The organism is Sporobacter termitidis DSM 10068 (genome assembly GCF_900130065.1).
GTDB classification, from domain to species: Bacteria; Bacillota; Clostridia; order Oscillospirales; family Oscillospiraceae; genus Sporobacter; species Sporobacter termitidis.
Genome location: NZ_FQXV01000002.1, coordinates 217928 through 239249 on the forward strand (window position 1 = coordinate 217928; position 21322 = coordinate 239249).

Genomic DNA, 21322 nt, shown 5'->3' on the forward strand with positions numbered 1-21322 from the left:
TTATTCCGTCAGATTATGCTCTTGACCATCGCTTGACAAGAGGGATGCGTTCGCCGGTGAGGCGCCGGGCGATCTGGAGGAATTGCAGAGCCGCCCTTTTGTTTTCATATAAAATCAGCGGCGTCTCGCTGTTCGATGCGAGAAAGACCTCCTCGTCCTCCTCCACAAGGCCAACGAGGCGCGCGCCGATGGCGTCGATCACATCATCCACCGTGGTCGAGAGCTTTCGAAAATTCCGGCCGCTGACGCGGTTGACAATGAGCCGGAGCTCCCGGACGCCCAGACTGCGCAGCTCTTCCGCCACCCGCTGGCCGTCCCGCATGCTGGACATGTCGCCCACGGTCACGATGAGCGCCATGTCGGCGCCCTGCGCGGCCAGGCGGAAGCCGGGCCCGATGCCGGCGGGCGCGTCGATGAGGCAGTAGTCAAACTGCTCCCTGATTTGCGCCGTGAGCCCCGCCATATCGTCGGCATCGATCTCCTCCGGGCCGTGAAAGGCCGGCGCCGGCAGAAAATACAGGTTTTTGATTCTCGGATGCTCGGCGCAGGCCTCAAGAAGCTCGGTACGTCCCTGGAGGACGTCGAAAAAATCGGTGACCGTATACTCGGTCATCCCGATGATGATGTCGAGGTTCCGAAGGCCGGCGTCGCAGTCGATGCAAAGCGTCTTATGCCCCAGCGCGGCCAGACAGGAAGATATGGCGCCGACAGATGTTGTTTTGCCCGTGCCGCCCTTGCCGGAGGCGACAACGATAACCTTGCCCATGTCCGTCTCCAATCTGCCACAGAATTTTCTTATCATTATATACAATTTATTGCCGGTTGACAAGTCGCAAATTCGTACAGAATTGTTAATTTCATCGGCCTATCCATACATAATTTGTCTCATATTATCTAATTTCGGCACAAATCGGCACGCCATTACGGCTTTACGAAACTTTTACGCGGGCAGCGGAACCGGCAATCACGGCAGGAGGGTGTTGTCCTGCGCGACGGTGACGTCCGGCTTGTTCCTGAAGTAATAGCTCATGATGTCCTTGGCGATCTGCGTGATCGTGGAGCCCGACGTTCCCTTTTCGACGACGACGGAGATGGCGATCTGGGGGTTATCGGCCGGCGCATAGCAGACTAGGACGCCGTTGTTGAGCAGGGAGTTGCCCATCGTATTGCTCGACTGGACCGTGCCCGTCTTTGCCGCCACAGGAATGAAGAATTTCTTAAAGGCGCTGGAGGCTGAGCCTTCCGAGGCGACCAGCTTCATGCCCTCCTGGAGATATTTGATATATTCGTTGCCGGGGACCGTCCCCTCCGGCTGATGGGCCGGCTGGTCGACGACGGACGTGAAATCGGCGCTCCGGATGCTGTTGAGGATCGTCAGCGGGTATTTCGTGCCGCCGCTGGCGATGGTTGCCGCGTATTTTGCCAGCTGGACGGGCGTGTAGTAGTTGATGTCCTGGCCGATGGCCGAAAGGACGGTATTCGCCGCGTACCATATGTCGTCCGTTTTAAGCAGCCGCTGTTTGTTCTCCTGCGTCGGACGGGCGCCGAGAGCCTCCGGCAGCTCGATGCCCGTCGGCGAACCGAGCCCAAAGTCGGCCGCCGCCTGGGCCAGCGCTGGCTGTCCCACTTCGTCGCCGACCGTATAGAAAAAGACGTTGCAGGAGTCCCGGAGCGCCGTGACGACGGTTTCGTTGCCGTGGCCGGCGTGGGTTGTGGGATATATCCAGCATTGGGGAATGAACGGCGGGTTCGTGGTGGCGTATTTCATGAATCGGCCCCCATCGAAAATGACCGTCGACGGCGTGATCGTCCCCGTCCTCAGGCCGGCCAGCCCGGTGACCATCTTAAATGTGGAACCGGGGTTATAGGTGCCTTTTATCGCTCTGTTATACAAAGGCTGGCTCGGATTCTGTACAAGGTCGGCATAGTCGGTGAACAGCGTCGACGGATCGTACGACGGGTAAGAGGCCAGGGCCAGGACCTCGCCGGTATTGACGTCCGTCACGACCGCGGCGCCGCCGGTGACCCTGTCCTTATCGGCGCGCTCGGGATCGGCGTTGATGACGTCGATCTGGGCGGTCAGCGAGTCCTCGGTGGCCGCCTGCAGGCCGATGTCGACGGACAGGAAAACATTTTTCCCGGGGATCGGCGCCGTCGTCGTTTCCACGTTGAGGACGGTGCCGTCGTCGGCGGTGGTGACTGTCTGGCTGCCGTCCGTCCCGTGGAGCTCCTGCTCATAGACGACTTCCGCGCCGGACTTTCCCACCTGGGCGCTGTAGGAATACCCCCTGGCCTTATAGGTGTTGTTATACTCCTCCTGGCTCATGGAGCCGATATACCCCAAAAGATGCGCGGCGTAGGTCGTATGGTAGACGCGTTTGGCCGACGTCTCGATATTGACGCCGGGATAGCGTTTTTCCTCCAGGAGGGTGATAAAATCGATGTCAATGGCGCTGGCGAACACATACGAATTCATGTAGATGACCGCCCGGAGCTCCAGCTCGTAGCGGACGCCGATAACGAGCCGCGCGTCAGAGATGTTCATCGTGTAGTCGATGCCGTAACGCTCCTTCATCTTCACGATCAGGTCGGAGGCCGAGATGTCCGGGCTCCAATGGCAATAATCCAGATACGCATTGAGATATTTTCTCTGGGTATCCGACATATCGAGGACATACGCAAAGGGCGCGCCGGGCGTCACCGGGAACGTGTCGGTATAGGCGACGTCGTTGTCGATGGCCGTATGGATGAGATCCAGGATAACCGTATTGATATCGTCCCGGCCCTGGAACGCCGGGCGCGAAATCGTGACGTTATAGACCGGGCTCGACGACACCAGCGGGACGCCGTTTCTGTCGAGGATCTCTCCGCGGTTGGCCGTCAGCGTCTGTGTTTTTGACGTGCCGTCTGCCAGGTACGCCGCGTTGGCGTCGGCGCCGGAGTTAAAAAGCTGCAGCTTGTAGAGCGTCGTCATATATATGGCGAGCAGCAGCCCCATGAGCACAAAGATCACGACAAATCGGGACGGTTTGTAATATTTTTGCATACGAATCCTTTCTTAAAAAATGCGGCGCGGAGGACTGCCGTCATTCGGCCGAAACTCTCCGCCCAAGGGCCCGGACAACAAAATAAATCGGAATCGTGAATATCAGCGAATACAGCGTCTGCTGCGCCGCCGTTTTCAGCAGCGAGGTCACGTCCACACTGCTGAAGAACAGCAGCGAAAAGAAGGAAACAAACGCAGTGAGGACAAGCGCGGCGAGACAGCCGAGAAAATACGTGGGGAAGCCCCGGGCCATCACCGTCTCCGAGAGCACCCCGACCACGATGCCGACAATCGTCAGCGTGATCGTCATCACGATGACGGGATGGTTAAACGCGATGTCACAGAGCATTCCCGCCAAAAGGCCGTACCCGCCGCCCCTGGAGCTGCCCTCGAAGGTGGCGATGCCGACGACGGCGATAGGCAGCAGGACGGGGACGGCCCCGCTGACGGGAAGATAGGTAAAAACCATGGCCTGGAAGATGTAAACGGTGACGATAAAGATGATATGTGCGATCAGGACGAACGGTATGCGGATTTTCGACATCTCAGCCTCCGCTTTCCGTGGTTTGGTAGCTGGTGATCAAAAAGACGTTGGACAGGCTTGTGAGATCCGCCGCCGGCTTGATGGTGGCATACCGGCTGATGCCCGTCGGATCGGTCAGCACCTCCTGCACGCTGCCGATCACGAGCTTGGCCGGCAGCGTGCCGCCGTTGCCGGAGGTGATGATCGTGTCGCCCGTGACGATCTCCGTCGTGTCCTGAAGATAACTCAGCTTTAAAAGCCCCTGCTTCATGAGCGTGAAGTCCCCCGTGGCGACGGCGCGCTCGTCGTTGCGCTCAATGTAAGCGCCGTAAGAAAATTTGGTGTCCACCACGGTAATGACGGTGGAGGAATTGGCGCCCACCTCGCTGACGACGCCGACCAGCGCGCCGACCTCGGTGATGACGCAGTCGCCCGCCTTGATTTTCGAGTTTGACGAGCCTTTGTCGATGGTGAAGGAGGAATCCCAGTTGGAGGAGCTCCAGGAGATGACCTCCGCCATGTCGTACTGCGTGTAATCCGGATGCCGGGAGCTGAAATCAAAAAGCGCGTGCAGATCGTCGTTTTCCTTTGAGATCTCATCGACATTCTGATTGTCCTGCGTCTGCTTGTAAAGCTTGGCCTTCAGCTCCTTGTTCTCCTGCTCGAGCTGCTCATACTTATACATGTAGCCGTAGAAGCTCTCAAAGGTCTTTGCCACCGACGAGGCGGCGCTCTTCAGCGGTTTGGATAGCGACATCAGCGAATTTGTGATAAACCCGGAATTGCCTCTTGTATTGACCGAGATGATCGTCACCGCCGCGATGACGACGGCAATGGCCAAAAAACCGATGACTCTGGGTTTTAAAAATCTTCTCATGGTGCCACACGCCTTTCTGCAGTGTATGGAGCTTTTTCACTCTTCGGTGTTAATCAGGTCGACGCCGAAGCGGCGCAGCATGGTAACCAGCCGGCACAGCGGCAGGCCCATGACGTTGAAAAAATCGCCGTCGATCCTTTCAATAAAGACCGCGCCGCGCCCCTGCGCCCCATACGCGCCCGCCTTGTCCATCGGTTCCCCCGTTTTGACGTAGGCGGCGATCTCCTCGTCCGACATGGGCCGGAAAAAGACGCCGGTGCTTTCGGCAAAGGTCATTTCCCTGCCGTCTTTTACGAGCGCGACGCCGGTGTATACCGTATGGTCGCGGCCGGAGAGCCGCCGGAGCATCGCCCCGGCCTCGTCCGCGCTTTTCGGTTTGCCCAGGGCCTCGCCGTCCAGATAAACGAGCGTGTCGGCGGCGATGACGAGCGCGCCGGCCGGGCATTCCTCCGAGACCTTTCTGGCCTTCATCAGCGCGATATGGCAGACAGCGTCGGCCGGGCCGGCGTCCGGCGCCTCCTCCCCCGTCTCGGCGGGGATGATTTTAAAGCCGCGGACGCCGAGCATCTCCAAAAGCGCCCTGCGGCGCGGCGAGGCGGAAGCCAGTACGATCTCCATTACTCCACCCCTCTGAAATAGAGCCCGCGCGTAAAGGTGCCCGGCTCATAATCGCCCTGGCCCAGGTACCGCTTCATGACGGCGGCGCACTCGTGGGCGTTTTCGGTCGTGAACATGAGGCGCTCCGCCCAGAGGCCCGCCGAGGACGTGGCGGCTCTCTTGTCCGCCAGAAACAGCTTCTTGGAATTGAGCACCACATTCCGGCATTTATATTCCTGCACCACGGGGAACGACGCGCCCTGCCTGTCCAGAAGCCCCGAAAAATTGTCGCAGGTGCACACGCCCGTGCTGTTTTTGATGATGCAGTTTTCCGTGAGCATAAGCGGCAGGCGGCCGTAAATGATCAGCTCCGTGTCGATGCATTTCGACATATCCGCAATCTGTTCCATGCGGAGCTCGAACGACAGCGTGGCCGACAGAAGCCCCAGGTCCTTCATCACCCGCAGCGACTGTGAATTGTAAATGTTCAGCCCGAAATCGCCCCTGGCCTCAAAGCCCAGCCCCTTGACATACTGCAGGTGGCCGACATTGCCGATCAGCGCCTCTTTGACGCCCAGCTCCCTGGCCGACTCCAAAAGCGCCGTGACCTCTTTTTTCTCGCTGTCGAAGATAATGCGCGGCAGCCGGGCGACAATGCTGATATCGCTGTCCTCCAAAAACGGCTCCAGGCCCGTCCTGTCCTTTTTCAGCTCCTCGACGGGAATATACAGAATACGCGGCTTCATGGCGGCCAGTTCCTTAGACAGCTGCGATATCTTCATGACGGAGACCGTCATGATCGGCTTGTCCTCCCTGTTCAAAAGCCGGTATCCCGGGGAAAACTCGCCTTCTCTCCGGGGCGGCAGGTCCTTTCTTTTTTCCAGCAGCTCCGCCAGAAGGTCGCGCCGCATCTCGTTGATGGCCGAGGTCGGCAGAGACAGTCCGCTTTCCACCTCGCTCTTCACGCCGATACAGCAAAAAGGCGTGCCGCCCGTTTTATGCAGCTGCGTTTGCAGCATGGTCGACGTGATTTCCTTGTGGAACGCCGGTTCCGGCGTCGGCCCCTGGGTGACGGCGTTATTGCCCTTGTCGTCGACGGCCGCCATTTTTGCCGGCTCGCCGCGGCGGATCATGCCGGCAAAGCGGACGGGTATCCGCTGGAATTCGCCGTTCAGGTAATTCTTCCGGGCGGTGGCAAAAATGACCTGATCGCTCTTGCTCTCTTCCTCGCGGACGCCGAACATGTCCGGCCCCTTCTGGTCGAGATAGTAGCCCGTCGTAAAGCCCTGGCGCGAAAACGCGCTCTTCAGCGCCCGCATATCATCCAGCGACGGGCTCTTTTTATCCTTGATGGCCCGGGAATATATCCCCGTGACGACCGCCGCGTACTCGGCCCGCCGCATGCGCCCTTCGATTTTGACGCAGGCCACGCCCAGCCGCTCGATCTCTTCAACAAACTCAATGAGACAGTTGTCCTTCAAGCTCAGCAGATACTCCGCGTCATGCCCGCTGGCGGCGTAATTGAGCCGGCAGGGCTGTGCGCACAGGCCCCTGTTGCCGCTGCGCCGGCCGATGACGGCGCTCATATAGCACTGGCCGGAATAGCTCATGCATAAGGCGCCGTGGGCAAAGACTTCCGTTTCGATCGGCGCGTATTTACAGATATAGGCGATTTCGCTCCGCGACAGCTCGCGCGCCAGGACAACGCGGGAAAAGCCCATGGCCGCCGCCAGCTTGACGCCCTCCAGGTTGTGCACGGTCATTTGCGTGCTGGCGTGAATGGGAACCTCCGGCACGGCCTGCTTCAACGCCCGCATCACGCCCAGGTCTTGGACAATAAAGGCGTCCGCCCCGTAGCGGCAGGCGACCTTTGCCTGCTCGGCGACCGCCGGGAGCTCCCTGTCCGAAACAAGCGTATTGAGCGTGACGTAAACCTTGACGCCGCGCGCCCGGCAATATTCCGCCGCTTTCCTGAACTCCTCCGCCGTAAAATTCTTCGCGTTTTTGCGGGCGTTAAAATCTCCGAACCCGACATAAACGGCGTCGGCGCCGTTCTGGACGGCGGCAATGACCCCCTCGGGAGAGCCCGCAGGGGACAGTATTTCAAGCATGTGTCATCTGCCTTTCAACAGGGGCTGCAGAATGTGTATCCGATCCATCGGCGGGTCCATGGGACGCCGCGCGGCTTTGCAGCCGTAACTAATGATTATAGTCAATCCGGCGCCAAAAATCAACGCAATTTTCCAATTTTTAAGATAACACCACTGAATTTAATACCAGCAGCGCCGCATGCCGCCCGCCCATATCCTGACGGTTCAGGTTATTTCAATGAAACGATCCTGGATAAATTTGGCCCGGCACCGGCGCCGCCCCGACAATTTTTAATTTTGACAAAATGACAAGGATTTAATCTTTCGCGCATTGCCGCGCCCGGCAAATGCTGTTATAATGCAATATCATAATGGCGCGGGCCGGCAGCCCGCGCGCGATATACGACGGAAAGGAGCACGGGCAGTGGCGGACATGCGTTTTGTTTTATCCGGTACCGATACGATCACACTGAGCGGACAGGCGGCGGACAAGCTCATCCGCGCCGGCGACGGCGGCGCCGTCCTCCTCTATCTCTATGTGCTCCGGACAGGGGGCGCCCTGTCGGTCAGGGAGGCCGCCAGGACACTGGGGCGGGACGAGAGCTCTATTGCCGAGTCCATGGCGCTCCTCAACAGGCTGGGCCTTCTCAAATGCGACGCGCCGGCGCCGGCGCCCCAAAAGGACGAGCTGCCGGAATACACCGCCGAGGATATAAAGCGCGAGCTGGACAACGGGACGGTGTTCTCCTCCCTCGTGCAGGAGGTCCAGCGGAGCCTGGGAAAAATCCTGTCCTCGGACGATCTTATCAAGCTGTTCGGCATCTACGACAGCCTGGGCCTGCCGCCGGAGGTGATACTGCACCTGGTCACCCACTGCATCGACGAGAACAGGCGGCGGTACGGGCCGGGGCGCCTCCCCACAATGCGGTACATAGAAAAGGCGGCCTACACCTGGGAGCGCGAGGGCGTTTTCACGCTGGAGGAGGCCGAGCGGTATCTGAAAGTCCTGGAGTCGAAGCGGAGCCTTACCGCCGACATTAAGCGCGTCCTGCAGATCAAGGACCGGGAGCTTTCCGCCGGCGAGCGGAAATATGTCGAGAGCTGGATCGCCATGGGCTTTCCCCCCGAGGTCATCGAGCTGGCCTACGACAAAACTGTGCTGAAGACCGGCAGGCTTGCGTGGAGCTATATGGATTCGATCATCGGGAGCTGGCATCAAAAGGGCCTGCGGACGCTGGACGAGATCCTTAAGAAGGACGGCCGCGCCGCCCCCGCGCCGAAAAAGGACCCGAAAAAGCCGGCGCGCCCGGCGGGGGACGACCTGGCCGATATAGAACGCATGAAAAAATACCTGGAAAAACTGAGGGAGGAGTAAGTATGTCTCTGGACGGAAAGCTTCTTAGCCGGGCCAAGCTCAGGCTTGAGGCGAAAAAGCGGGACAACGAGGCCCTCCAGGCCAAGCGGCTCGAGGAGGTCTACGCAAGGTGTCCCCGCGTCCGCGCCCTCGACCTGGCGCTCAAAGCCTCCGTGATGGACGTGATCGGCCTTGCCCTACGCGGCGACGGCGACCCCGCCGAGGCCGTCGACGCCATCCGCGACAAAAACCTCGCCCTGCAGGCCGAACGTATTCAGGCGCTGACGGCGGCGGGCTTTCCCGGCGACTATCTGGATCACGAATATTTATGCAATACCTGTCACGATACGGGGTATGCCGGCACCGAGCTGTGCTCCTGCCTGCGGGACCTGTATCTCGAGGAGCAGCGCGCGTCCCTCAGCAGCCTTTTCAAGCTGGGGAGCGAGACGTTCGACAGCTTCGACCTGTCGTGGTACGACGATACGCCCGACCCCGCCACCGGCGTGTCCCCCAGATATAAGATGGAATTCATCTACGACACGTGCGTGGATTACGCCACGCGGTTTCCCAGGCGGTCGACGAACCTCTTTCTGTCCGGCGGGACGGGCCTGGGGAAAACCTTTCTCTCCGCGTGCATCGCCCGCGTCGTGGCCGACAAGGGCTTCTCCGTCGTCTACGACACGGCGGCCTCGATCTTTTCAAAATTCGAGGAGGAAAAGTTCTATAAAGGCGGCGACCTCACCGCCACGCGCGACGAGCTCCGGCGCTATCTCGACTGCGACCTGCTTATCATGGACGATCTGGGCACGGAGATGACCACGTCCTTTACGGTGAGCGCGCTGTACGAGCTCGTCAACTCCCGGCTTATCGCCGGCCGGAAGACCATCATCAGCTCCAACCTCTCCGCCGGCGAGCTTTACGGGCGGTATTCGCCCCAGATCGCCTCCAGAATCGAGGGGGAATATCACGTGCTGAACTTCTGCGGGCGGGATATCCGGCTCCTTAAAAAGGGGTTTTAAAGCGGAGTATTCAGTCTGTTTGGATATTGCATCATACGTAAAAATTATTTCCCACAGGAAATATCCTTTGGAATAACACAGGTTTTGCACATTATCCACATGTTTTTCCACAGGCGTTATGTCAACGCTGCCGCCGTTTTATGCACAACAGCCGCGCCGCAGCTTGATTTTTGGCCAATCGGGGTGTAAAATGAGCCGCCTGTGAATATAGATGATACGCATTCGTTTATAATTCCGACAGGTGATTTAAAGGGTGGTCTGATTGTCCGAAACAAAAAAACAAAATTATCTGAAGGGCGCGGCGATTCTGGCGGCGACGGGCATCCTCACAAAGATCATCACCGCCGTCTACAAGATCCCCGTGCTCAATCTGCTGGGCGATACGGGCGCCGGACATTTTCAGATCGCGCTGAATCTGTACACGCTGCTTTTGACGATCTCGACGGCCGGCATACCCGTGGCGCTTTCCAGGCTCGTTTCGGCGGCCTCCTCCACGGGGCGGGACCGGCTCGTCAAGCGATACTTTTCTGTTGCGCTTCCCTTTTTTGCGCTCCTCGGCCTTGTTCTGACACTCATCATGCTGATTTTCGCCGACCCACTGGCGTCGTTTATGGGGGACGTCCAGGGCGGCCTCGGCATCCAGGTCCTGGCGCCCGCCGTATTTTTCAGCTGCGTCATCTCGATCTACAGGGGCTATTTCCAGGGCCACAACAATATGATCCCCACGGCCGTGTCGCAGCTGATGGAGGCCCTGAGCAAGTTTATCATCGGCCTTTTGATCGTCTGGCTCCTGATCCAGGCGGGCTACGACTCCTCCGTGGCCACGGCCGGCTCCTACGTCGGCAGCACCATCGGCCTCGGGCTCTGTATTCCCGTCCTGATTTTCCTGAAATTCCGGTTCGATAAGCGCAGCGCCCATCACCGCCTGCCGGTCCACGACCGCGAGACGGCGGGGAGAGGCGCCGTCCTGCTCCAGATCTTCAAGGTCAGCATTCCGATCACGCTGGGCTCGTCCATTCTGAATATCATGACCTTTGCCGATACAAAGATCGTCATGAGCAGGCTTCAGGACGGCGCGCATTTTACCTATGAGCAGGCGCTGGCCCTCTACGGCGTCTATACCAAAGGGCTTTCCGTCTTCAACTTCCCGTCGTCGCTCATCGTCCCGGTCGCCGTCAGCATCGTCCCGGTGATCGCCGCGGCGATCGCCACCGGCCGCCACCGGGAGGCCAAGGGGATCATGGAGTCCTCCCTGAAGCTGACGAACCTGATCGCCATGCCGGCCGGCGTCGGTATGGCCATCCTGTCCGTGCCGATCTTCAAGGTCCTGTACTGGAACAGCAACCCCATCGGGCCGGCGCTGCTGGCCACATTCGGCATCGCCTCTTACTTCATGTGCGCCCAGCTGGTGACCATCGGCATACTCCAGGCCACCGGCCATGAAAAAATACCGCTCGTCACATGCACGGTCGGCGGGCTATTTCAGATCGCGCTGGACGCGTACCTCACCGGCCAGCCGGATATCAACATCATGGGCTCGCCCTTCGGGACGCTCATCTGCTACGGGGCCATCACGATACTGAACCTCATGTTCATCAATTTCAAGGTCTCCGAAAGGCCGGAGCTGTCGAAGGTCTTTGTAAAGCCCGCCCTGTGCACCGCCGTGATGGGCGTTGCCGCCTGGGCGGTCTACGAGCTCCTGTTCAAGGCCGGCGCGGAGACGCTGGGCGACGGCCGTTTGGCCCTCGCGGTGTACTTGTTCGGCGCCATCGCGGCCGCCGTACTCGTCTACGGCATTCTTGTTATCGCCACCAAAACGGTCACCAGAGACGACATGAGGCTCATTCCGAGGGGCGAAAGGATCGCAAATTTCCTAAAAATCAAGTGAAATCAATGTTTTTTTTTAAAAATATTCAGAAATAGGCTTGCGGAACAGGGGAAAGTATGGTAAATTTTGAAAACAAAGATCGCTACGGCGTGGAAGACCTCAGAAAATTGATCTCTGTCCTGCGCGGTCCGGGCGGCTGCCCGTGGGACGCGGAGCAGACGCACGAGAGCATCCGGCGCAATTTTCTGGAGGAAGCGTACGAGGCGGTCGAGGCCATCGACGAACAGGACCCGACCCATCTCTGCGAGGAGCTGGGCGACGTTTTGATGCAGGTCATGTTTCATGCCGACATCGAGGCCGACGCCGGGCGGTTCAATCTGGACGACGTGGCCGATATGACCGTGAAGAAGCTGATCTCGCGCCACCCCCACGTCTTTGGCGACGTGGCTGTCAGCGGGAGCGGCGACGTCCTCGCCAACTGGGATGTTCTCAAGCGCATCGAAAAGCACCAGGAGACGGTGGCCGATTCCCTCGCCGCGGTGGCCAAAAGCTTGCCGGGCCTGTGGCGCGCCGAGAAAATCCAGAAAAAGGCATCCAAGGTCGGTTTCGACTGGCCGGACGCGGCCGGCGCCCTGGACAAGCTCCAGGAGGAGCTGGACGAGCTGGCGGACGCGGTCAGGACGGGCGGCAATACCCGCGAGGAGCTGGGCGACCTGTTCTTTTCCGCCGTCAACGTGGGGCGCTTTCTGAAAATCGACCCCGAGGAAGCGGTCCAGGCCTCCTGCGACAAGTTCATCCTGAGATTCAGGCATCTGGAGGCCGCAGCGCTGGCGCAGGGGCGCAAGCTGGAGGAAATGACCCTCCAGGAGCTGGACGAGCTCTATAAATCGGCCAAACTTGCATTAGAGAACAAATACGACGCATGATTTCGTATTTTTCTTTAACAATAAAAGAAGCACATATATAGGAGGATGGTACTAATGAATAAAGCAGACCTCATCAGCAAAATCGCCATGAATTCCGGTCTTTCCAAAAAAGACAGCGAAAAGGCTCTTGCCGCCGCCATCGACGCAATCACCGATTCCCTCAAGGCCGGCGAAAAAGTTCAGCTTGTGGGTTTCGGCATTTTCGACGTCAAGGAGCGCGCCGCCCGCACGGGCCGCAACCCGAAGACAAAAGAGGCGATCAAGATTCCTTCGTCCAGAACGCCGCAGTTTAAGGCCGGCAAGGCTCTGAAGGACGCTGTTGCGAAGTAGTCTGCCTGCTGCGCGCGCCTGTTTATAGGGCTTGTAAGCGCAGCGGTTCATCGTTTTTCGCAATGCCTGCCGAGCAGGTATTATACCGTGCATGGGCGCATTGCGCCCGTGCACCTGAATTTACGCCGCGGTGCAAAGCACCGCATGACATATACCACATCTGCGCGCAGGTGTGATATAATAACGGCACGGATAAATTCGTGCCGTTATTTTTATATCCGCGGGAGGTACTATGAGGCTCGACAAATACCTGAAGGTGTCCAGGCTGATCAAACGGCGCACCGTGGCCAACGACGCCTGCGACAACGACCACGTCACGGTCAACGGGCGGCAGGCCAAGGCGTCCTACGAGGTAAAGCTCGGCGACGTCATTGAAATCCGCTTCGGCCAGCGCCTGTTAAAAGTGGAGGTCCTGAGCCTCAGCGAGCACGCGCCAAAGGCGGAGGCCGGCGCGATGTACCGCGAGATCGTCTAAAGCGGCGGGGTGAGCATTTGAAACCGTTCAAATGGGATAAGAAATACCTCTACTGGGGCATCACCGCTTTTCTTGTCATTATCAGCAGCATCGTCTTTTTCCTCGGTCTCAGCAGGCTGTCGGTCATCTGGGCGGCGCTCAGGCGCATCGTCGCCGCGCTTTCGCCGATCCTCTACGGCCTTGTCTTCGCGTATCTTCTCAACAAGCTGATGAGCTTATTTGAAGCCAGCTTCCTTGACCGGGCCGGCCGGCGCCTGTCTCCCGACAACCCGGCGCGGGCCAAGAGCATCTCCAGGGCCTTCGGCGTCATCCTGACATTCATCGTCCTGCTCGTCATCGTCGGCGGGACACTGGCGCTCATCATCCCGCAGATCTATGTGAGCGTCCAGAGCCTCGTGCACCGGCTTCCGAGCTACTACACATCGGTAGTCGGCTGGTCCAGCGCGTTTCTGTCGGACAACCCGAACCTGGAAAGCTCCGTGGCGGAATTTTTCGGCAACATCACGAACAGCCTGACAAGCTGGCTCCAGACGACGCTGCTGTCCAGAACGGACCAGATCATCACCAACGTGACGACCGGCGTTTTCAACTTCCTGAAGGAGCTCGCCAGCATCGTCATCGGCTTTATCGTCTCGATCTACCTCCTCCATCACAAGGAGCGGTTCAGCGCCCAGTGCAAGCGCCTTCTCTACGGCTTTTTCAAGCCCCGGCGCGCCAACAGCATCCTCAAAAGCGCCCGCTTTCTCGACAAGACCGTCGGCGGCTTCTTCCTGGGCAAGATCATTGAATCCATCATCGTCGGAATGATCAGCTACATTTTCCTGGTGATTTTCAGGATGCCTTATGCGGTGCTCATCGCCGTCCTTTTGACGGTGACGAACCTGATCCCGTTTTTCGGCGTCTTTATCGGCGCTGTGCCTTCCGCGCTCATGATCCTCCTGGAGGACCCCCTGAAATGCCTTATCTTCGTCATATATATCATCGTGCTGCACATGTTTGCCAGCAACATCCTGGCGCCCCGCGTCCAGGGCGAGACGATCGGCCTGGGCGGGTTCTGGGTCCTGTTTGCCATCCTGCTTTTCGGCGGCCTTTTCGGCTTTTGGGGGCTGCTGCTGGGCGTGCCGGTCTTTGCCGTGATTTATGCCGCCATCTCGGGCTATAATAGAAATCAGCTCCGTAAAAAGAATTATCCGGTATCGACGGCGGCCTATGAGAACATCCTGTGCATCGATCCGGAAACCGGCGCCCCTGTCTGCAGGGCCGACGGGGAAACGGGCAAAAAAGCGAAAGGGAACACGGCCAAGAAACATGATCAGGACCATCAGGACGACGCTCCAAAAGACCATTGAGTTTTTGAAGAGCCCCCGCGGTGAAACCCTCCGGTACGTCATCATCGGCGGCTGCACGACGCTTGTGGACTATTTCTCTTATCAGATGATGATCGCCTTCCTGCACATGAGCGTCACCGCCAGCAACGCGGTCAGCACGGCGCTGGCCATCCTGTTTGCGTACATCACCAACAAGCTTGTCGTCTTTTTCAGCCGGACCGTGGGTCTTGCCGGGCTGGCCCTGGAGCTTGCGCGGTTCCTCGCGTCGCGGCTTTTTACGATGGTATTGGAATTCGCCGGCGTTTACCTGCTCGTCAATATACTCGGGCAGGACTACCGGCTGGGGAAAGCCGAAACGATCGTGCTCGTCGTCATCGTCAACTATGTCCTCAGCAAGCTGTTCGTCTTCCGCAAAGATCAACCGCAGTAAAGCTCCTGCCGGCCTCGGGTAGTCACATGCTGCCCGGGGCTGTCGTTTGCGTATCGCGCCGGCGCGTGCTGTCAGGATATACCTTCGGAGGCGGATATCAGCGCCATTTCGATGCTTTCGGCCCCTTTAAGGTACTTTTACAAATTGTTCACCATTATTGCAAAAAGCGTATTATGATAGTATCATCAATCTCAATGATAAACTTTATATGTTTTGTACATAATTGTACTGATAAAGACGATTCAAGGGAGGTATTTCAGTGCCGAAAAAAGCGCTTGTGATCGAAGACGACATCAATATCGCCGAGCTTCTGCGTCTGTATCTGGAAAAGGACGGATTCGAAGTCCACATCGCCGACAACGGCGGCAAGGGTGTCTCCGACTTTGAGCGCCTGAAGCCGGACCTCGTCCTTCTCGATATCATGCTGCCCGTTTTAGACGGCTGGGCCGTCTGCCGCGAGATCCGCAGCACCTCCAAGGTCCCCATCATCATGCTGACGGCCAAGGGCGAAACCTTTGACAAGGTCTCCGGCCTGGAGATGGGCGCGGACGACTATATCGTCAAGCCCTTTGAGGTCAAGGAGCTGCTGGCCCGCGTCCACGCCGTCATGCGCCGGTCCGAGACGGACGACGACAAGGAGACGAAAAAGCTCGTGTTCGACAAGCTGGTCATCGACATGGACTCCTTCGAGCTGCTGGTGGACGGAAAGAAGATCGACGCCCCGCCCAAGGAAATGGAGCTTTTATACCACCTGGCCCAGACGCCCAACAGAGTCTATACCCGCAACCAGCTCCTGGACGAGGTGTGGGGCTTTGACTATTTCGGAGATTCGCGCACCGTGGACGTACATATCAAGCGGCTGCGGGAGAAGCTCGAAAACGTGAGCGACAAGTGGTCTTTGAAAACGGTGTGGGGCGTGGGCTATAAATTCGAGCTGAACGGCGCATGAAAAAAAGCATCTATATCCGCAATTTCTATACGACGGCCAGCATCGTCTTCCTGAGCTTTCTCATCCTCGGCAGTGTGTTTGTCACGTGGAGCTACAGGCTCGTGGTCAGTGAAAAACAGAAGGCCATGGCCTACAATCTGGACGAGGTCGCCAATTTGGCCGTCGCTTTCAGCGAGGATTCAGACCTCTCCGATGTCCGGCTTCGCATGTTTCTTACCAGCATCTCCCACGGCACGGGCTTCGAGGTCCTGCTGGCATACCCCGACGGCACCGTGGCCTCCACCTCCGACCCTCGGTACTTCAGCCCGCAGCTGGGCAAAATCGTGCCCGGCAATATTTTGTCGCAGATCAAATCGGGCAAGGGCTTTAGCCAGAACACCAACCTGGACGGCATTTATGACGAGGTCCGGTATGTCATGGGCGTCGCGCTCGTCAGCCCGGATTACGGCAAGACCATCGGTTACGTCTTTCTGTCCGGCGACTCCACCGACACGGTCCATCTCTGGCGGCAGTTTGCGGGCGTCTTCCTTTTCGTTTCGGCCATCGTTTTGCTGGTTGTCTTTATTGTATCGTTCATTACCACCAAAAAGCAGGCCAAGCCGCTCAACGAGATGGCGCTGGCCGCCCGGCGCTTCGCCAGGGGCGACTTTTCGACCCGGGTCAACAACGAGGACTGCCGGGTGGACGAAATCGGCGAACTGACGGACGCGTTTAACACCATGGCCGACTCCCTGGAGCGGTCGGAGAGTCTGCGGCGGGACTTTATCGCCAACGTCTCCCACGAGCTGAAAACGCCCATGACCGTCATTTCCGGATTTTCCGACGGCATCCTGGACGGCACCATCCCGCCGGAGAACGAGAAAAAGTATCTGGAGGTCATCTCCTCTGAGACAAAGCGCCTGTCGCGCCTTGTGAAAACGATGCTGGACATGTCCCGCATCCAGTCGGCCTCCGCCGAGTCCGTGCTGCGCGGCACCTTTGATATCGCCGAGGTCATCCGCCTGGCGCTGCTGAGCCTGGGCGGCAAAATCGACGACAAGGGGCTGGACGTGGACGCCGAGCTCCCGGAAGAGGCCATCGTCACCCGCGGCGACAAGGACGCCATCACCCAGGTCGTCTACAACCTCATCGACAACGCCGTCAAATTCGCGGAAAAGGGCTCCGCCATCCGCCTAGCCCTTTGGAAGCAGGGGCACAAGGCCTATGTCTCCGTGGAAAACAAGGGCGAGACGATCCCGGCGGAGGAAATGCCGCTCATCTTCGACAGGTTCCATAAGACGGACCGGTCCCGCAGCGAGAACCGCGACGGCGTCGGGCTGGGGCTCTACATCGTCAAAACGATCCTCGACAACCACAACGAGGACATCTTTGTCACCAGTAGCGACGGCGTGACAAAATTCACCTTTACGCTGAAGCTGGCGGCCCACTGACGGCGCCGGGAAGCGACAAATTTAAATTCACAAATTATTAAAAGTCTATTCACACAAAATCTGTAAATCAGAGTTATGATGATATTGTTGAAACGGATCATAAAGCCTTCACGGTGCCCTAAGTACAAAAGCTTTCCTACCCGCTTTTTCACCGTACCTTCCTCCCCTGGCTGAATGGCCCGCTTCAAATTATCCCGAATAACTCCCTCTCTTTTCGAAAAGCCCCCGACCGACCGTCGGGGGCTTTTCGAATGCGTCGCTGCCTCCGCACGGCGCCGACAGGAATGGGCCGGTATGGGAACCGGCCCCGACGGGGACGGGGGACGACGGGCGATTCGTGAATCGCCCCTACATATAACTATGAGGATAGCTGTAGGAGCGGGGTCCCATGCCGCCCTTCTTGTGCGGTGCGGCGCCGGGAGGAGTTCCCTCCTTCAGTCGCCTGCGGGCGACAGCTCCCTCGTCTGAGGGAGCCGGGGAAGAAGCCGGGGCGATGGCGGGGTTCCATGCCCACGATTCCTGTGCGGTGTGGCGCGGGGAGGAGCGGACGACCAATGGTCGTCCTACGGGTAAACAAGGGGATATGCCGTAGGGACGGCCATCGGCCGTTCGGATTTGTTGGCGCAGCGGCGGCCTGTGGGGAAGGACCAGCGGGGCGATGTGGACATCGCCCCCTACGACAGATTCGACAAAAATATTTATATTTTTAAAAACGCCGATTGGCGGCGTTTGTCGTTTTATGTCGAATGAGTATGCGGGTGGATACACGGCTTTCTTATAACGAAAAAGCACACTCAGTATAACATATAACATACTGAGCGTGCCGGCGAGGGGGTCACAGCGCCCCCGAGAGGGCGTTCGGTTATAAAAATTTGCCGGGGCGCGGCACGGGAGGCCCTCATCCGGCGCTGCGCGCCACCTTCCCCAAGGGGAAGGCCTGGATTCCCGCCTTCGCGGGAATGACAACACGGGGTACGGGGCACAGCCCCGCAAGGGGTATGGGGCGCAGCCCCATTAAGGGGTCATAGGGGGCGACAGCCCCCTATACCTTTATGGGCGGGCGGGTGGGCTTATCTAATCCGCTTGGCCGCGCAGCTTAATGATTCGGTCGCGCAGGACAGCGGCGTACTCAAACTCCAGCATTTTGGAGGCAGCCTGCATTTCTTTTTCCAGCTTGGCGATGGCCTCGTCCCGCTCGCGGCGGGTCATCTTCAAGTCGCCGGCGCGATGGGCCGCCGTCTCCTCGTCCTTGGAAATCTCCAGAAGGTCCCGGACGCTCTTGACGATCGTTTTCGGCACGATGCCGTGGGCCTCGTTGAACGCCTGCTGCCTGGCCCGGCGGCGCTCCGTCTCATCGATGGCGGCGCGCATGGAGCGCGTGACCGTGTCGGCGTACATGATGACGGCGCCCTCCGCGTTCCGGGCGGCGCGGCCGATGGTCTGGACGAGGGACGTCTCGCTGCGGAGAAAGCCCTCCTTGTCGGCGTCGAGGATGGCCACCAGGGACACCTCCGGCAGGTCGAGCCCCTCGCGCAGGAGGTTGATGCCCACCAGCGCGTCGAACTCGCCCAGGCGCAGGTCCCGGATGATCTCCATGCGCTCGATGGTGGAAATGTCGTGGTGCATGTAGCGGACGCGAATGCCGGCGCCTGTCAGATAGGCCGTCAGGTCCTCGGCCATCTTCTTTGTCAGCGTGGTGACAAGGGTGCGCTCGCCTTTGGCGGTGCGCGCGTTGATCTCGCCGATAAGGTCGTCGATCTGCCCGTCCACGGGACGGACGGTGATGACGGGGTCCAGAAGGCCGGTGGGACGGATGATCTGCTCCACGATCTGGGACGAGCGCGACTTTTCGTAATCGCTGGGCGTGGCCGAGACGTAGATCATCTGACGGACGCGCTCAGTGAACTCATGGAACTTGAGCGGCCGGTTGTCAAAGGCCGAGGGCAGGCGGAAGCCGTATTCCACCAGGCTCTCCTTGCGGGCCCGGTCGCCGTTGTACATGGCGCGGACCTGGGGCAGCGTCACATGGCTCTCGTCGATGAACATGACGAAATCCTTGGGGAAGTAGTCCAGAAGCGTCATGGGCGCCGAGCCCGCCGGGCGGCCGGTGATGACGCGGGAATAGTTTTCGATGCCGGTGCAGTAGCCCAGCTCCCGCATCATCTCGATATCGTACATGGTGCGCTGGTGGATGCGCTGGGCCTCGATAAGCTTGTTCTCCCGCTCGAAGTGCTCGACCCGCGCCTTCATTTCCTCCTGGATTTCCTTGATGGCGCGCTCCATCTTTTCCGCCGTGGTGACGTAGTGGGACGCCGGGTAGACGGCCACGTGGGACAAGCTGCGCACGGGCATGCCCGTGACGACGTTCACCTCGCTGATACGGTCGATCTCGTCGCCGAAGAACTCCACGCGGACGGCGTTTTCGCGGGCGTAGGCCGGGAATATCTCCACCGTGTCGCCCCGGACACGGAACATGTTCCGCTCAAAGGCGATGTCGTTGCGGCCATAGCGGATCTCCACGAGCTTTTTCAGGAGCTCATCCCTGTCGCGGGTCTGGCCGACGCGGAGGGAGATGACCATGTTCTGATAATCGATGGGGTCGCCCAGGCCGTAGATACAGCTGACGGAGGACACCACCACCACGTCCCGCCGCTCGAAGAGCGACGAGGTGGCCGAGTGGCGGAGCCGCTCGATCTCGTCGTTGATGGCGCTGTCCTTTTCGATATAGGTGTCCGTATGGGCGATATACGCCTCGGGCTGATAATAATCATAATAGGAGACGAAGAACTCCACGGCGTTTTCCGGGAAGAACTCCTTGAACTCGCTGCACAGCTGGGCGGCCAGCGTCTTGTTGTGCGCCAGTATGAGCGTCGGCCGCTGGAGCTTCTCGATGATCTTGGCCATGGTATACGTCTTGCCGGAACCGGTGACACCCAGAAGCGTCTGCTCCTCGAACCCCAGCTCCACCCCGTGCGCCAGCGCCTCGATGGCCTCCGGCTGATCCCCGGAGGGGCTATATTCACTTACAACTTTAAAGTCAGGCATATGATACCTCGTTCTCTTGCCTCCCTCGGACGAGGGAGGTGGCATTTGCGGAGCAAATGACGGAAGGAGAGATACGCCGCACCACAAGTGCCCGTTATCCCTCCCTCAGTCGGCTCCGCCGACAGCTCCCTCGTCTGAGGGAGCCTTAGGAGACGGCGGGCGATTCACGAATCGCCCCCTACATTATTGCCGTTATATCATCAAACAAGCAGGCTTTTCAATTCCTCGTATACCCCGGGGCTTGAGACGATGAGGTTTTCGCTGCGGATGGTATCCGGGAGCTCGTCCGTCGGCTCTTTGAAATAGCCGATCGACGCGCCGGCCTCTTTGGCGATCAGGCGGGCGGCGGCCACGTCCCAGGCGTTCAGGTGGCCCTCGTAATAGCATTGCAGGCGGCCGCAGGCGACCCAGCAGATATCGAGGGCGGCGGAGCCCAGCCGGCGGAAGTCCCCGATGTTCGGCAGCAGGCGTTCCATCCGGCCGAAAAGCGCGCGGACGTCCTCCTTGAGCTTGACATAGGGGAAGCCGGTGGCCACAAGGCACGACTTCAGCGCCGACACGTCCTTGACACGGATGGGCCGGCCGTTCAGGAAAGCGCCGGAATCCTCCGAGGCGTAAAACATCTCGTCCAGAAACGGGTTATAGACGACGGCGGCGCGAACCTCATAATTTTCGGCGTAGGCGATGGAAACGGCGGCCATAAAGTGGCCGTTGGCGAAGTTCACCGTGCCGTCGATAGGGTCGATGATCCAGGTGGGCTTATCCAGCGTATAGCTCCGTACCGCGTCCTCCTCGGAGAGAAAGACGTGGGCGGGGAAAAGCTTTGCGACCTCATGCTTGATAATGTCGTTGGACATGAGGTCCGCGTTCGTCACAAGCTCGACGCCGTCCTTTAAATCCTCCGTCAGCGCGCCCTTGTCGCGGAGCTCCTTGACCTTCGCGCCGGCCAGGCGGGCGATGCGAAGCATTTCCTGCAGAATCTGTTCCAATTGCTTCATTCTCCGATACTGTAAATTATGCCGAATGCGAAAAATCCCGACGGCCCGATGTGGGCATCGGGCCCTACGAGATAGGA

The 21322-nt window shown here is 58.9% G+C and carries 19 protein-coding genes; 11 read left to right on the plus strand and 8 right to left on the minus strand.

The annotated features are described in order from the left end of the window. Positions 1–13: 13 nt before the first annotated feature. The 6 genes from minD to BUB60_RS04580 all read right to left on the minus strand — a co-directional run bounded on the left by minD (position 14) and on the right by BUB60_RS04580 (position 7154). Positions 14–766 (minus strand): septum site-determining protein MinD, encoded by a 753-nt coding sequence (minD, locus tag BUB60_RS04555; RefSeq protein WP_073076476.1) that lies wholly within the window; start codon positions 764–766, stop codon positions 14–16. A gap of 198 nt (positions 767–964) precedes the next feature. Then, positions 965–3046 (minus strand): penicillin-binding transpeptidase domain-containing protein, encoded by a 2082-nt coding sequence (locus BUB60_RS04560; RefSeq protein WP_073076477.1) that lies wholly within the window; start codon positions 3044–3046, stop codon positions 965–967. A gap of 40 nt (positions 3047–3086) precedes the next feature. Further along, on the minus strand, positions 3087–3590 hold the full coding sequence (locus BUB60_RS04565; RefSeq protein ID WP_073076478.1) for a hypothetical protein: 504 nt from the start codon (positions 3588–3590) through the stop codon (positions 3087–3089). Position 3591: 1 nt separating this feature from the next. Beyond that, positions 3592–4446: a rod shape-determining protein MreC gene (mreC, locus tag BUB60_RS04570; RefSeq protein WP_073076479.1), complete on the minus strand. Its 855-nt coding sequence runs from the start codon at positions 4444–4446 to the stop codon at positions 3592–3594. Between the two features lie 36 nt (positions 4447–4482). Next, positions 4483–5064, minus strand: a complete 582-nt coding sequence (locus BUB60_RS04575; RefSeq protein ID WP_073076480.1) for a Maf family protein — start codon at positions 5062–5064, stop codon at positions 4483–4485. Continuing rightward, on the minus strand, positions 5064–7154 hold the full coding sequence (locus BUB60_RS04580) for a U32 family peptidase (protein ID WP_073076481.1): 2091 nt from the start codon (positions 7152–7154) through the stop codon (positions 5064–5066). The genes BUB60_RS04575 and BUB60_RS04580 overlap by 1 nt, the downstream gene beginning before the upstream one ends. A gap of 33 nt (positions 7155–7187) precedes the next feature. On the opposite strand from BUB60_RS04580, the gene BUB60_RS19660 reads away from it, so the two are divergent. The 11 genes from BUB60_RS19660 (at position 7188) to BUB60_RS04630 (ending at position 17202) form a co-directional block, all read left to right on the plus strand. Continuing rightward, a complete protein-coding gene (locus tag BUB60_RS19660) occupies positions 7188–7442 on the plus strand; it encodes a hypothetical protein (RefSeq protein WP_143162267.1) in 255 nt (84 codons plus the stop codon). Positions 7443–7566: 124 nt separating this feature from the next. Then, positions 7567–8508 carry a DnaD domain protein gene (locus BUB60_RS04585; RefSeq protein ID WP_073076597.1) on the plus strand — a complete coding sequence of 314 codons (942 nt, stop codon included), beginning with the start codon at positions 7567–7569 and terminating at the stop codon, positions 8506–8508. 2 nt (positions 8509–8510) lie between these two features. Continuing rightward, entirely contained in the window at positions 8511–9506 is a 996-nt protein-coding gene (locus tag BUB60_RS04590) for an ATP-binding protein (RefSeq protein ID WP_073076482.1), read from the plus strand. Between the two features lie 262 nt (positions 9507–9768). Next, the gene (locus BUB60_RS04595; protein ID WP_073076483.1) at positions 9769–11394 is read left to right on the plus strand and encodes a putative polysaccharide biosynthesis protein; all 1626 of its coding nucleotides are present in this window, start codon (positions 9769–9771) and stop codon (positions 11392–11394) included. Between the two features lie 56 nt (positions 11395–11450). Then, complete coding sequence (gene mazG, locus BUB60_RS04600; protein ID WP_073076484.1) at positions 11451–12260, plus strand: nucleoside triphosphate pyrophosphohydrolase; 810 nt, start codon at positions 11451–11453, stop codon at positions 12258–12260. A 54-nt stretch (positions 12261–12314) separates the two neighbouring features. Continuing rightward, positions 12315–12590: an HU family DNA-binding protein gene (locus tag BUB60_RS04605; protein WP_073076485.1), complete on the plus strand. Its 276-nt coding sequence runs from the start codon at positions 12315–12317 to the stop codon at positions 12588–12590. A 232-nt stretch (positions 12591–12822) separates the two neighbouring features. Next, positions 12823–13065: an RNA-binding S4 domain-containing protein gene (locus BUB60_RS04610; protein WP_073076486.1), complete on the plus strand. Its 243-nt coding sequence runs from the start codon at positions 12823–12825 to the stop codon at positions 13063–13065. Positions 13066–13082: 17 nt separating this feature from the next. Next, on the plus strand, positions 13083–14414 hold the full coding sequence (locus BUB60_RS04615) for an AI-2E family transporter (protein ID WP_073076487.1): 1332 nt from the start codon (positions 13083–13085) through the stop codon (positions 14412–14414). Beyond that, positions 14374–14823: a GtrA family protein gene (locus BUB60_RS04620; protein ID WP_159435342.1), complete on the plus strand. Its 450-nt coding sequence runs from the start codon at positions 14374–14376 to the stop codon at positions 14821–14823. The genes BUB60_RS04615 and BUB60_RS04620 overlap by 41 nt, the downstream gene beginning before the upstream one ends. Before the next feature lie 259 nt (positions 14824–15082). Next, positions 15083–15772 (plus strand): response regulator transcription factor, encoded by a 690-nt coding sequence (locus BUB60_RS04625; RefSeq protein WP_073076488.1) that lies wholly within the window; start codon positions 15083–15085, stop codon positions 15770–15772. Beyond that, positions 15769–17202 carry a HAMP domain-containing sensor histidine kinase gene (locus BUB60_RS04630; protein ID WP_073076489.1) on the plus strand — a complete coding sequence of 478 codons (1434 nt, stop codon included), beginning with the start codon at positions 15769–15771 and terminating at the stop codon, positions 17200–17202. The genes BUB60_RS04625 and BUB60_RS04630 overlap by 4 nt, the downstream gene beginning before the upstream one ends. 1074 nt (positions 17203–18276) lie before the next feature. Here the strand turns inward: BUB60_RS04630 and uvrB are convergent. Next, on the minus strand, positions 18277–20247 hold the full coding sequence (gene uvrB / locus BUB60_RS04635; RefSeq protein ID WP_073076490.1) for an excinuclease ABC subunit UvrB: 1971 nt from the start codon (positions 20245–20247) through the stop codon (positions 18277–18279). 200 nt (positions 20248–20447) lie between these two features. Next, positions 20448–21245, minus strand: a complete 798-nt coding sequence (locus BUB60_RS04640; RefSeq protein WP_073076491.1) for an inositol monophosphatase family protein — start codon at positions 21243–21245, stop codon at positions 20448–20450. Positions 21246–21322 lie beyond the last annotated feature (77 nt).